General features: G+C 63.6%; 11 protein-coding genes. 2 read left to right on the forward strand and 9 right to left on the reverse strand.

Annotation, left to right across the window (positions count from 1 at the left end; genetic code table 11):
• Positions 1 to 133 precede the first annotated feature (133 nt).
• The 3 genes from AC5RWO_RS13890 to pdhA are packed head-to-tail and all read right to left on the reverse strand — an operon-like array spanning position 134 to position 3,834.
• Positions 134 to 1,690, reverse strand: coding sequence for a dihydrolipoamide acetyltransferase family protein (locus AC5RWO_RS13890; RefSeq protein ID WP_498732010.1), 1,557 nt, complete (start codon positions 1,688 to 1,690; stop codon positions 134 to 136).
• 2 nt (positions 1,691 to 1,692) lie between these two features.
• Positions 1,693 to 2,685 (reverse strand): alpha-ketoacid dehydrogenase subunit beta, encoded by a 993-nt coding sequence (locus tag AC5RWO_RS13895; RefSeq protein WP_498732012.1) that lies wholly within the window; start codon positions 2,683 to 2,685, stop codon positions 1,693 to 1,695.
• A gap of 24 nt (positions 2,686 to 2,709) precedes the next feature.
• Complete coding sequence (gene pdhA / locus AC5RWO_RS13900; RefSeq protein WP_498732317.1) at positions 2,710 to 3,834, reverse strand: pyruvate dehydrogenase (acetyl-transferring) E1 component subunit alpha; 1,125 nt, start codon at positions 3,832 to 3,834, stop codon at positions 2,710 to 2,712.
• A 254-nt stretch (positions 3,835 to 4,088) separates the two neighbouring features.
• On the opposite strand from pdhA, the gene AC5RWO_RS13905 reads away from it, so the two are divergent.
• Complete coding sequence (locus AC5RWO_RS13905; RefSeq protein WP_074701154.1) at positions 4,089 to 4,541, forward strand: Lrp/AsnC family transcriptional regulator; 453 nt, start codon at positions 4,089 to 4,091, stop codon at positions 4,539 to 4,541.
• A gap of 312 nt (positions 4,542 to 4,853) precedes the next feature.
• Here the strand turns inward: AC5RWO_RS13905 and AC5RWO_RS13910 are convergent, their stop codons facing one another.
• The 6 genes from AC5RWO_RS13910 to paaA are packed head-to-tail and all read right to left on the reverse strand — an operon-like array spanning position 4,854 to position 9,639.
• The gene (locus AC5RWO_RS13910; RefSeq protein ID WP_498732318.1) at positions 4,854 to 5,633 is read right to left on the reverse strand and encodes an enoyl-CoA hydratase/isomerase family protein; all 780 of its coding nucleotides are present in this window, start codon (positions 5,631 to 5,633) and stop codon (positions 4,854 to 4,856) included.
• A 53-nt stretch (positions 5,634 to 5,686) separates the two neighbouring features.
• Positions 5,687 to 6,877: a 1,2-phenylacetyl-CoA epoxidase subunit PaaE gene (gene paaE / locus AC5RWO_RS13915; RefSeq protein WP_498732013.1), complete on the reverse strand. Its 1,191-nt coding sequence runs from the start codon at positions 6,875 to 6,877 to the stop codon at positions 5,687 to 5,689.
• Positions 6,878 to 7,417, reverse strand: a complete 540-nt coding sequence (paaD, locus tag AC5RWO_RS13920) for a 1,2-phenylacetyl-CoA epoxidase subunit PaaD (RefSeq protein ID WP_498732014.1) — start codon at positions 7,415 to 7,417, stop codon at positions 6,878 to 6,880. It lies immediately after the preceding gene.
• 46 nt (positions 7,418 to 7,463) lie between these two features.
• Positions 7,464 to 8,291, reverse strand: a complete 828-nt coding sequence (paaC, locus tag AC5RWO_RS13925) for a 1,2-phenylacetyl-CoA epoxidase subunit PaaC (RefSeq protein WP_498732015.1) — start codon at positions 8,289 to 8,291, stop codon at positions 7,464 to 7,466.
• Complete coding sequence (paaB, locus tag AC5RWO_RS13930) at positions 8,288 to 8,620, reverse strand: 1,2-phenylacetyl-CoA epoxidase subunit PaaB (RefSeq protein ID WP_498732319.1); 333 nt, start codon at positions 8,618 to 8,620, stop codon at positions 8,288 to 8,290. The genes paaC and paaB overlap by 4 nt, the downstream gene beginning before the upstream one ends.
• Before the next feature lie 23 nt (positions 8,621 to 8,643).
• A complete protein-coding gene (paaA, locus tag AC5RWO_RS13935; protein ID WP_498732016.1) occupies positions 8,644 to 9,639 on the reverse strand; it encodes a 1,2-phenylacetyl-CoA epoxidase subunit PaaA in 996 nt (331 codons plus the stop codon).
• A 168-nt stretch (positions 9,640 to 9,807) separates the two neighbouring features.
• Between paaA and AC5RWO_RS13940 the strand changes: the two genes are divergently transcribed.
• Positions 9,808 to 12,039 (forward strand): S9 family peptidase, encoded by a 2,232-nt coding sequence (locus tag AC5RWO_RS13940; protein WP_498732018.1) that lies wholly within the window; start codon positions 9,808 to 9,810, stop codon positions 12,037 to 12,039.
• The last annotated feature ends 84 nt before the right edge of the window (positions 12,040 to 12,123 follow it).

Here is a 12,123-nt window from a genome sequence, read left to right on the forward strand (position 1 = left end):
ACCGGCACTGCCCGGCACACCACCGGCAACAGAACAACCGGACGAGACACGCGAGCCGGTGTCAATCTTCGAACAGGCACTCGGCCGCATCGACTTCATCTACCGCCCCGCCGCCTGACTAGCAACAGCAAAGTTAGAGGTCGGCGAGAACCGATCCCGGGCTTTCAATGGCATCCGCTACGTACCGGAGGAAGCCGCCTGCTGTGCCGCCATCGCAAACACGGTGGTCGAAGGCCAGAGTCAGCTCGGTGACTTTACGCACCGCCAACTGTCCATCAATGACCCACGGCTTATCAATGATCCGGCCAACCCCAAGTATTGCCACTTCTGGGTAATTGATGATGGCCGCGCTGCCGTCCACACCAAAGACCCCGTAGTTGTTCAGCGTAAAGGTTCCGCTGGTCAGTTCTGCCGGAGTGGCTTTGCCGTCGCGGGCGACGGCAGTCAGCCGGCGTATCTCGGCATCGAGTTCGCGGGCGCTGAGCTTATCGGCCCTGCGGATGCTGGGAACCATCAGCCCACGATCCGTTTGTGCTGCAAAGCCGAGGTTCACGCCGTCAAAGCCCACGATCTCATCGTTTTCTACCCGAGTATTGAGTTCAGGGAATTTGGCCAGACCTGCAGTTACGAAACGGGCCATGAAAGCCAGGAGACCTGGCGTATTGTCCGCATCCTGCTTCTTTAGGGCTGCACGCATCTCAAGCAGCGCAGTGGCATCCACATCCACCCATACTGTGGCTTCCGGAATCTCCCGCCGGCTCTGCGACATAGCTGCAGCTACCGTCTTCCGCACACCCTTCATAGGCGTACGGGTAGCGATCCCAAGCCCCGTGCGTGCGTCACCAGCACCGGTGCCGTCGGCCGCAGTGATGGAAGCAGCGTCGGCCGATCCCGCAGGGCTTTCACTCAGGCCCACAAGCGCCTTTTCAACGTCCCGTCGCAGGATCAGCCCACCGGGGCCCGAACCGTGCATCTCGGCAATACGGAGTCCACCGTCCCGGGCCAGTTTGCGCACCAGCGGTGAAATCACTTGCGGAGCCAGGCCAATAGGTGCCGATCCGTTGGACGACCCCGCAACTGCCGGAGCCCCTGGTTCACCGGCTTCGGCAGCTCGCACAGCCTGGGCTACGGCAGCCCGAGGCGCACGATCGGGCGCTGCAGCAACTGCCGGCGCTGCAGCGGGGACTGTACGCGGCTCAGCCACAGGAGCGGCTGTCCCGGCCCACCCACCGGCGTTGCCCTTTGGCCGGCGGGTACGCTTGGCGCCGCCATGGCCACCCGGTGTTCCGTAGCCGATGAGGACATTTCCGGATCCGCTTTCTTCGGCCGGCTCAGCAGACGCAGCGGGGGCTTGGACGCCGGCCCGCTCCTCGTTCCGGTAGGCTTCCGCGTCCGGATGCGCTTCGGCCGTGCGTGCCACGCCGGCAGCTGAAGTGGAAGCCCCGGCTCCTGCGGCATCGACGGAAATCAACGGTTTGCCGACATCAATGGTGTCCCCGGCCGCACCGTGCAGTTCGGCGACGGTGCCGGCGAACGGACTCGGCACTTCCACCATGGACTTGGCGGTTTCGACTTCGGCGATTGGCTGGTCGACCTTGATTTCATCGCCGACATTGACCAGCCAGTTGACCAGCTCGGCATCGGTCAGCCCCTCGCCCAGATCCGGGAGGTTGAATACTTGGCGTGACATGATTATGCGTCCTCCCACTGAAGATCATCCACGGTGTCGAGGATGCGGTCCACGCTGGGCAAGTAGAACTGCTCCAGCTTCGGCGCCGGGTAAGGAATATCAAAGCCGGTAACGCGCAGAACAGGGGCTGCCAGCGAGTGGAAACAGCGTTCCTGCACCCGGGCCACGATTTCCGAGGCTACTGAGGCAAAGCCAGGGGCCTCGGCGATAACGACGGCGCGGCCCGTCTTGCGCACGGACGCCGCCACTGTCTCGTCGTCGAAAGGAACGATGGAACGCACGTCGATGACCTCCAGTGACCGGCCTTCTTCGGCAGCGGCGGCTGCGGCGTTCAACGCGGTGGACACCGAGGGACCGTAGGCAATCAGCGTGGCATCGCTGCCTTCGCGCGCAACGACAGCACGGCCGAATGAACCGACTGATTCGCGCAGGGACTCCAGTTCGAGGTCTTCCTTGGACCAGTACAGCTTCTTTGGCTCCAGGAACACTACCGGGTCCGGGTGGCGGATGGCTTCGCGGAGCATCGTATACGCGTCCTGCACGGTCGCCGGCGCCACCACCGTCAGCCCGGGCGTGTGGGCATAGTAGGACTCGGAGGAGTCACAATGGTGTTCCACTCCGCCGATGCCGCCCGCGTAGGGAATGCGGATAACCATGGGCAGCTTGACCTTGCCTTTGGTCCGGTTCGGCATCTTGGCGACGTGTGAAACTACCTGCTCAAAGGCGGGGTAGGCGAAGGCATCGAACTGCATCTCCACCACCGGACGCAGCCCGTTCATCGCCATGCCGATGGCCATGCCCATAATGCCGGACTCGGCCAGCGGCGTGTCGAAGCAGCGTTCCTCGCCGAAGCGGGCCGTCAGGCCGTCGGTAATCCGGAAAACGCCGCCGAGAGGGCCGACATCTTCACCAAATACGACGACGGTCGAATCCGATTCCATCTCATCGGCCAGTGCCGTGTTCAGCGCCTTGGCAAACGTCAGTGTTGTGCTCATGGTGGGTTCCTCCGGTGGTAGCAGCTAGGCCGATTCGCGTGACAGCTCGTCGCGCAGCTTGGCCGCTTGTTCGCGCAGCTGGCTCGTCTTTTCGGTGAATACGTAGCGGAACAAGTCTTCCGGATCCACCTCGGACTCGGCGTTCAGTCCGTCCCGCATGGCAGCTGCCACCGTCTCAGCCTTCCCGGCAATGTTCTTTTCCACTTCTTCGTCCAGCAGGTTGAGGTCAGTTAGATAAGTGCGCATGCGCTGGATCGGATCCTTCGGCACCCACTGCTGGACCTCGTCGTCTTTGCGGTAGCGGGTGGCATCGTCCGCGTTGGTGTGGGACTGCATGCGGTAGGTGTGCGCTTCAACCAACGCCGGCCCGCCGCCGTCACGCGCCCGCTCGACTGCCTTGCCCAGGACGGACAGCAGTGCTGCGAGGTCATTGCCGTCAACCCGCTCCCCCGGCATGCCGTAGCCAATGGCCTTATGAGCCAACGACGGCGCTACGGTCTGGTGGTGCAACGGCACGGAGATGGCGTACTGGTTGTTCTGAACGAAAAACACCACCGGCACGTGGAAGACGGCTGCGAAGTTCAGTGCCTCGTGGAAGTCGCCTTCGCTGGTTGCGCCGTCGCCGCACATGGCGATTACAACGGTGTTCTCGCCCTTGAGCTTGGCCGCGTGGGCTACCCCGACGGCGTGCAGCAACTGGGTGGCCAGCGGCGTGGCCTGGATGGAAACGTTATGTTCATACGGGTCGTACCCGCTGTGCCAGTCGCCTCGCAGCAAGGTGAGCGCCTGGATGGGATCTACGCCCCGGGCCAGCACTGCGACGGTGTCGCGGTACGTAGGGAAGAGCCAGTCCTGCTTGTCGATGCAGACGGCTGCCGCAACCTGGCAGGCTTCCTGTCCGTGGGAGGACGGGTAGACGGCCATGCGGCCCTGGCGCACCAGCGCATTGGCCTGGTCATTGACACGGCGGCCGACGACGAGCTCGCGGTAGGCAGCCAACAGGGCTTGACCATCGGGCAGAGGGTATTTGTCGTTGTGGACGTGGCGGCCGTCCGGATCCACCAGTTGGACCGGCTGCCCGGACGGCAGCATGTAGGACTCCGCGGTTGCCTGCTGATCCAGGTCCGAACGGCGGGAAGGGTCCTGCATCGATCCCTCGAGCGGGTTTCCGGTTGAGATAGTCATCGTTTGCTCCCTCGAATCCTTCGCATACTGTTGGCCGCCAGGCGGATAATCGTTCACCGCAGCTGTGCCGGAGAGTAGAAACTGTGTTGCTTTAGTATGCGTTCGGATGACTATTCGTATCCACTTCCGTCAAAAATCATGGAATTTTCAACGCAGAGGCCGTATTCTTATAGACGAATTGTAAGTGTGAGCTGCCTAACTAAACGAGGTGTAGACGAATGACAGATGGCGATTCGCCGAAGCTGGACGACATTGACCGGAAGATCCTGTCTGAGCTCACCCGGGACGGCCGGCTGTCGGTAACGTCCGTAGCGGAGAATGTGCATATCTCCCGCGCACACGCGTATTCGCGTATCGCTCGTCTGACCGAAGCCGGAGTCTTGACGAAGTTCACGGCGCTCGTGGATCCGATCAAGGCCGGCTTGAAGTCCTCGGCCTACGTAACGCTGAAATTGCGGCAGCATTCCTGGCGCGAACTGCGGGAAGCGCTGCGAGCCATCCCGGAGGTCCATCACATCGCGCTCGTCGGCGGTAACTTTGACGTGATCCTGCTGGTGCGCGCCATCGATAACGTGGACCTGCGCCGGGTGATTTTTGACCAGATCCAGTCCATGCCCGGGATTCTGGACACGCAGACGTTCCTCGTGTTCGAGGACCTCGACACCCGATAATAGCCGGGGCTTGGCAAGGAGACCTGGCCTATAAGCCGGATGTCTGAAAGCCGACATTAAGAAGCCCGGGTCTTCCCGGCGGCTTCCCGTTAACCATGGTCAGGACTGGTGCGCTCCGACTGCAACAGCCTCGCGTCGCGGAACTGCCCTCCCCCATGTGGCCGCAGAAGCGGACCAGCCCTGCCATGCCTTGTGGCTTTCCCCAGCTCGGATCGTTTCATCGGGTTAGAAAATCGGTTTGATAAATTCTCTGCCCGGACGCATGACATGTCAAGGTATGGAGGGGCCGGCAGTGGATCTGTCAGGAGGCTGCTAGCCCTTGAATACCGGCTTTCGCTTTTCCTGGAACGCTTTGAAACCCTCGGCGTAGTCTTCGCTCTTGCACAGCTCGCCCTGGGCGGTGTTTTCCTCGTCGACGGCGGACCACAGTCCCAGCCGCTGGTCCCGGATGTTGGCCACCAGTTCTTTCGACGCGCGGAAGGCACCCGTTGCACCCTGGGCGACCTTGGCCACCGTGGCCCGGGTGCTGTCCAGCAGTTCGTCCGCCGGCATGGTCCGGCTGAACAGGCCGGCCCGGACAGCTTCTTCGCCGCTCATCAGGTCCGCCGTGTAGATCAGATCCAGTGTGCGGTGGGCGCCGAGCCGCTCGGTGAACAGCCAGTGGCCGCCGGAGTCCAGAGTGGCGCCAAGGTTGGCGAACGGCGAGCCGATTTTCGCGTTGTCGGCAACGTAAACCACGTCGGTGGCGATGAGCAATCCAAGTCCGACGCCGAGACAGGCACCTTGTGCCGCCGCGAACGTGGGTGCCGGGAAGGCAGCCATCTTTTTCAGCAGCGGCGTCACCAAATTGCCGAGGTAGCCGTACGCGTCATCGGTTTCGGGCGCGACGCCGGAGATGTCGCGTCCGGCGCAGAAGCCCCGGCCTTCACCGCGGAGCAGCAACGCGCGGACGGAACCGTCAGCGGCGGCCGCGGCGGCGTCGTCGTACGCCTTTTCCAGCTCAGCCAAAGCGTCTTCGTTGAGCGCGTTCATCTTCTGCGGCGCGTTCAGCACCACTTCGGCGACGTTGTTTTCGATCGACAACTCGATCATGCCCACGGTTTTCTCCTTCGGTGCAGATGCAGTGCAGGTAACTTTAGCGGCGTTTACGCGTCGTAGTTGACGGTGATTTCATCGCCGGTGGGCCGGGTCTGGCAGGTCAGCACGTAGCCGCGCTCGATCTCTTCCGGCTCCAGTGCGTAGTTCTCCTCCATCTCGAAGGTACCGGAGACCACCTTGGCACGGCAGGTGCCGCAGACGCCGCCGGCGCAGGCGAAGGGAACGTCGGGACGGACGCGCAGTGCCGCGTTGAGCACGGTTTCGCGGGCATGCTTGGGGCTGGCCACCTGGGCGGAGAGTCCGTCGAGCTGGAAGTTGATTTCGTAGTTGTCCGCGGTCGGGTCCACCTCGACCGGGCGGCCGATGTTGCCCTGCGGCTTGTTCGGCTCGCCGGTGGTGAAGAGTTCGAATCGGATTTTCTCCGCCGGCACCCCGCGCTCGGCCAAGGTGTCCCGGCAGAGCTGGACCAATTCGAACGGACCGCAGAGGAACCACTCGTCGACGTCGTCAGTGCGCAGCACGTCATCGAAGAGGCTGGTGAGTTTTTCGGCGTCGATCCGGCCCGAGAGCAACGGCGAGATGCGCTGTTCGCGCGACAGCACATGGTGCAGGGCAAAGCGGGCCGGGTACTTGTCTTTCAGGTCCGCCAGCTCCTCCACGAACATGACGTCCATGGCGGCCTTGTTTGCATACACTAGGTCAAAACGGACGTTGTCGTTGGCGGCCAAAACGGTGCGAGCGATGGAGATCACCGGGGTGATACCGGATCCGGCGGCGAATGCCACGAAAACGTCTTCGGCGTCCGTGTCGATGGCCTCCGGGTGGTTGATCTCAGTCATCTGGTGCTTGGAGATGAACGCGCCGGTGGGGCTCATGACGTCCAGGACGTCGCCGGCCTTGAGGTTCTCGTTGGCCCAGTTGGAGAACAGGCCGCCGATGTCGCGCTTGATCGCCACGCGGATCTCGCCCGGGCGGGGCTCGGCGCAGATGGAGTAGCTGCGGCGGACCTCCTGGCCCTCCATCGTGGTGCGGAGCGCGACGTACTGCCCCGGGACATAGTCGTACTGGCCCTGCAGTTCCTCGGGCACGGCGAACGTGACCTCGATAGCCTCGTCGGTGAGGCGGCGGACCTCGGCAACGCTCAGCGGGTGGAAGGACCCCCGCTTCTTGGCCGGCGCATCGGTGGCAGTAGCGCCGGAAGCGTCGGAAGCTGAGGCCGGCGATGTGGAAGTAGTCATTTAGAGCACCTTGAAGTAATCGAAAGGTTCTTTGCACTCATTGCACTGATAGAGCGCCTTGCAGGAGGTGGAGCCAAACCGGGTCAGTTCACGGGTGTTGAGCGAGTTGCACTGCGGGCATTTCACGCTGAGGCCCAGGCTGATCGGACCGGTGCGGAGGGCAGCCATACCGGTGGGCGGCGCGACGCCGTACTCCTCCAGCTTGGCCTTGCCCGAATCCGTCATCCAGTCCGTGGTCCAGGCCGGCGCCAAGACGAGCCTGACTCGCACGTCACCGTAACCTTGTTCGCCAAGGGCGGCAACGACGTCGTCCTTGATGGCGTCCATGGCGGGGCAGCCGGAATAGGTGGGCGTGATGGTCACGTCCACTGCCGGATTGCCGTTGTCGTCGAATTCTTCAGGCACGACGTCGACACTGCGCAGGATTCCCAGCTCGGCGATATTGATGACGGGAATCTCAGGGTCGCAGACCGTCGCCGCGATGTCCCAGGCCCGGGCTGCTTCAGCCTCGGCCGGGCGCACTGCTGTGTTGGTAGACATAACCTGCTCCGTTAACTTTTCTTGACTCGTCTTGGCTGTTGCCGGTTTACCAGCTGGCGCCCGGGTGCTCGCGCGCGATGACCTGCATCTCCGCGAGGATGTAGCCCAAGTGTTCGCTGTGCTTGCCGGCACGGCCACCGGTCATCGCCGGCTGCACGTCGGGAAGCTCCAGCCCTGCTTCGTCCAGCACCTGCGCCACGAGCGCATCGAAGGGTTCACGCATTTCGGACGGACGCGCGGCAACGCCGCCAAGGCGTTCGATGAGTTCGTCATCCTGAAACAGCTCGGCCACGTAGGGCCAGACCGAGTCGAGGCCCGCCTGGATGCGGAGCTTGGACTCCTCCGTGCCGTCGCCGAGACGGATGGTCCACTGGATCGCATGGTCCCGGTGGTAGTCCACTTCCTTGAGTGCCTTGGTCGAGATGGCCGCGATGGTCTCGTCCGCGGAATCGACCAGCCGCGAGTACAGCTCATGCTGGAAGATGGAGAACACCAGCTGGCGGGCGATGGTCTTGCCGAAATCCCCGTTAGGCTGCTCGACCAGGAAGCAAGAGCGGAATTCCGCCTCGCCACGCCAGTAGGCCAGGTCATCCTCGGACTTGCCCCAAGCGGAGCCGGCGTAGGTAAGGAACGAGCGCGCGTGTCCCAGCAGGTCCAGGGCGATGTTACCCAGGGCCACGTCTTCTTCGAGCTCGGGCGCACGGGAAATCCACCAGCCGAGCCGCTGGGCCAAAATCAGCGCGTCATCGCCGAGGCGCAGGGCATATTCGCCGACGTCTTCGCCGACCTTGATACCACCGGCAACCCGCTCGGCCACGTCCTCGGGACGCAGGGCGTTGCCCGGCGTGATGCGTGTTGCGCTTTCGCCGCTCACAGGTGCTTCACCCCTTCGCTCTTCTTGTAATACGTAGCGTGACGGTAGTCCTTGCCCTTGGGCGATTCGAAGAACTCACCCTTGGCATCCGGATCGCTGGCAATGATCGACGACGCCGGCACTACCCACAGCGATACGCCTTCGTTGCGCCGTGTGTACAGATCCCGCGCGTTGCGCACGGCCATCTCGGCGTCCGGTGCGTGCAGCGAACCTGCGTGCACGTGCGAAAGTCCGCGGGATGACCTGACGAAGACCTCCCAGAGCGGCCAGGGTGCCTTTTCCGGCGTGTGGCCGATTTCCGTGGCGGGGGTCTTGTCCGACGTCCCCATTGCGGTCTGGTCTGATGTTGCCATTAGGCTACCTGTGCTTTCTGTGCCTTCTTCGCTGCATAGGCAGCTGCTGCTTCGCGTACCCATGCGCCGTTCTCGTGCGCCTCGCGGCGGCGTTCCATCCGCTGGGCGTTGCAGGGGCCGCGGCCCTTGAGGACCTCGTAGAACTCATTCCAATCGAGCTCGCCGTACTCCCACTTGCCGGTTTCTTCGTTGAAGCGGATCTCGTCATCGGGCAGGGTCAGTCCGAGGACCTTTACCTGTTCCTGGATCATGCCGACAAAGCGCTGGCGCAGCTCGTCATTGGAGAAGCGCTTGATGTTCCAGCGCATGGACTGCTGCGAGTTCGGGGATTCGTCGTCGTTCGGACCGAACATCATCAGCGCCGGAGCGTAGAAACGGTTGACCGCGTCCTGGGCCATCTGCTTCTGCGCGGGCGTGCCGTTGGAGAGCTCGAGCAGGATCTCGAAGCCCTGCCGCTGGTGGAAGGACTCTTCCTTGCAGACCCGCACCATTGCCCGGCCGTAGGGACCGTAGGATGCACGGCACAGCGGCACCTGGTTGACGATGGCGGCACCGTCCACCAGCCAGCCGATGGCGCCCATATCCGCCCAGGTGAGCGCCGGGTAGTTGAAGATGGACGAGTACTTTGCCTTGCCGCTGAGCAGCTGGTCGAAGAGCTCGTCGCGCGGCGTGCCCAGGGTCTCCGCCGCAGAGTACAGGTAGAGGCCGTGCCCGGCTTCGTCCTGCACCTTGGCCATCAGGATGGCCTTGCGCTTCAGCGACGGGGCGCGCGTGATGAAGTTCGCCTCCGGCTGCATCCCGATGATCTCGGAATGGGCGTGCTGGGAAATCTGCCGGGTCAGGGTCTTCCGGTACCCGGCCGGCATCCAGTCCGCCGGCTCGATCCGTGAATCCTCGGCGATGATCTTGTCAAAGTAGGCCTGGCCGGCCTCGTCCTCAGCGGACGGAACAGGCTGCAACTGTGCGTCCCGGGGGGATTGCGTCTGCGTTGCCATGATGGTCACCTCACTATGGGGGAAATTTCCGGCGCGAAATATTTACCGACCGTTCGTTCAGAATATAGTCACGTCGGCGAGACAGTCAAGCGTCGCGCGCCGAACGTTCGGTTCACCTGTGAGCCGAACCTGGCGGCCATACACAGCCCGGTCTATATATTTGGGGGCATGAGCCACTCTCCCGCAGACACCGCAGCAGACTCCCCCACCACCGGCACTGGCAACCCGGCCGGCCAGACCCGGTCTGCAGGACTGCCACAGCCGCCGGTAGCCCGGAAGGAACCGGTGGAGCGCACCCATCACGGCGACACGTTCGTGGACAACTACGAATGGCTCCGCGAGAAGGAGGATCCGGAGGTTGCGGCCCATCTGCAGGCCGAAAACCAGTACACCGATGCCGTCACGGCCGACCAGCAGCCGCTGCGCGAGGCAATCTTCAACGAGATCAAGAACCGAACGCAGGAAACCGACCTTTCCGTCCCGGCGCGCAAGGACGGCTGGTGGTACTACGGACGGATGGAAGAGGGTAAGCAGTACGGTATCCACTGCCGGGTCAAGGCCCAGGACACCGGCGATACGAAGGCAGACTGGACGCCGCCGCAGGTTGAACCCGGCAGCGAAGCGCCGGGCGAGCAGATCCTGCTGGACGGCAACGCCGAGGCCGAGGGGCACCCCTTCTTCTCCCTCGGTGGCGCTGCGGTCACCCGGGACGGCAACCTCTACGCCTACGCCGTGGACAACGCCGGCGACGAGCGGTTCACGCTGCGGATCAAGGACCTGCGGACCGGCGAACTGCTTCCGGATGTCGTGGAGAACGTGTTCTACTCGCTGGCCTTCTCCCCCGACGGCAGCCAGGTCTTCTACACCGTGGTGGACGATTCCTGGCGGCCCTACCAGATCAAATCCCACACGCTCGGCACCGAGGTGAGCGCCGACGTCGTTGTTTATCAGGAAGACGATCCCGCGATGTGGACCGGCTTCGAGCTCTCCGCCGACCGCCGGCATCTGGTCATCGGGATCGGCTGCTCCGAATACAGCGAAACGCGCCTGCTTGATTTCGCGCATCAGGACGCTGGCCTGCGCACCGTCATTTCGCGCGACGAGCGCATCCTCTACGAGGCCGAACCCTTCCTGCTCGACGGGGTGGAGAAGGTCCTGCTCACGCACAACAAGGACGCGGTCAACTCCATGGTTTCCGTGGTGGACGCGGCCGAGTTCGCCAAGCCGCTGGCACAGCAGCGCTGGGATACCGTGACAGCGCACGACGACGGCGTGCGGGTCAACGGCGCAGGGGTCACCGCAACGCACGTGGTGCTGTCCGTACGCAAAGACACGATCGAGCGCGTCCAGGTCATCCCGCTGGCGGGGCTGGGGACGCCCGGGCAGGCACTGCCCGTGGAGCCAGACTTCGACGAGGAGCTCTACACGGCCGGCGTCGGCGGTTCCGACTACGACGCTCCGGTCATCCGGCTCGGCTACAGCTCGTTCCTGACCCCGCCCCGGATCTATGACTACGAGCTGGCTACCGGGGAGCTGTTCCTGCGCAAGGAGACGCCGGTCCTGGGCGGCTACCGGTCCGAAGACTACGTCGCCGAGCGGGCCTGGGCCACTGCGCAGGACGGCACACAGATTCCGCTCTCGGTTGTCCGCAAGGCCACGGTGGAGCGCAATTCCGACAATCCTGCCCTCATCTACGGCTACGGCAGCTACGAGGTCAGCATGGATCCGGGCTTCAACACTGCCCGGCTGTCGCTGCTGGACCGCGGCGTTGTCTTCGTCATTGCCCACGTGCGCGGCGGCGGCGAGGTGGGACGCAAGTGGTACGACGACGGCAAGAAGCTGGCCAAGATGAACACCTTTACCGACTTCATCGACGCCACCGACTGGCTTGCGGCTTCCGGCTGGGCTGATCCCGCGCGAATCGCCGCGATGGGCGGTTCCGCCGGCGGCCTGCTAATGGGTGCCATTGCCAACCTTGCCCCGGAAAAGTACGCGGCCATTGTCGCCCAGGTGCCGTTCGTGGACCCGCTGACGTCGATCCTGGATCCGGACCTCCCGCTGTCCGCCTTGGAGTGGGAAGAATGGGGCAATCCGATCACGGACCCCGAAGTCTATGCCTACATGAAGTCCTACGCGCCGTACGAGAACGTGCACGAAACTGCCTATCCGCGCATCGCGGCGGTGACCAGTTTCCACGACACGCGCGTGCTTTATGTGGAGCCGGCGAAGTGGGTTGCACGGCTGCGCGAAGCCACCACGGGCATGGAGCCGATTGTGCTCAAGACGGAGATGGACGGCGGCCACGGCGGGGCCTCGGGCCGGTACGAAGCCTGGAAGGACCGGGCCTGGGACTACGCCTTCGTCCTTGCGGCGTTGGATGCCCGCGAGCTGATCCAGTAAAAGCTCCCTTTGGGAGAGTACGACGGCGGGCCGCTGCAGTTTTCCGCGGCGGCCCGCTTGCGTCGCTGTGCTGCTGACCACCTT

The sequence above is a fragment of the Arthrobacter sp. B055-34 genome (assembly GCF_059090425.1).

Bases quoted from the DNA above. Each gene is read 5' to 3' on its own strand.
- AC5RWO_RS13895 (WP_498732012.1), bottom strand. From the start codon at position 2,685: ATGAGCACAACACTGACGTTTGCCAAGGCGCTGAACACGGCACTGGCC.
- AC5RWO_RS13890 (WP_498732010.1), bottom strand. From the start codon at position 1,690: ATGTCACGCCAAGTATTCAACCTCCCGGATCTGGGCGAGGGGCTGACC.
- paaD (WP_498732014.1), bottom strand. From the start codon at position 7,417: ATGTCTACCAACACAGCAGTGCGCCCGGCCGAGGCTGAAGCAGCCCGG.
- AC5RWO_RS13905 (WP_074701154.1), top strand. From the start codon at position 4,089: ATGACAGATGGCGATTCGCCGAAGCTGGACGACATTGACCGGAAGATC.
- paaA (WP_498732016.1), bottom strand. From the start codon at position 9,639: ATGGCAACGCAGACGCAATCCCCCCGGGACGCACAGTTGCAGCCTGTT.
- paaB (WP_498732319.1), bottom strand. From the start codon at position 8,620: ATGGGGACGTCGGACAAGACCCCCGCCACGGAAATCGGCCACACGCCG.
- AC5RWO_RS13910 (WP_498732318.1), bottom strand. From the start codon at position 5,633: ATGATCGAGTTGTCGATCGAAAACAACGTCGCCGAAGTGGTGCTGAAC.
- AC5RWO_RS13940 (WP_498732018.1), top strand. From the start codon at position 9,808: ATGAGCCACTCTCCCGCAGACACCGCAGCAGACTCCCCCACCACCGGC.
- pdhA (WP_498732317.1), bottom strand. From the start codon at position 3,834: ATGCAGGACCCTTCCCGCCGTTCGGACCTGGATCAGCAGGCAACCGCG.
- paaE (WP_498732013.1), bottom strand. From the start codon at position 6,877: ATGACTACTTCCACATCGCCGGCCTCAGCTTCCGACGCTTCCGGCGCT.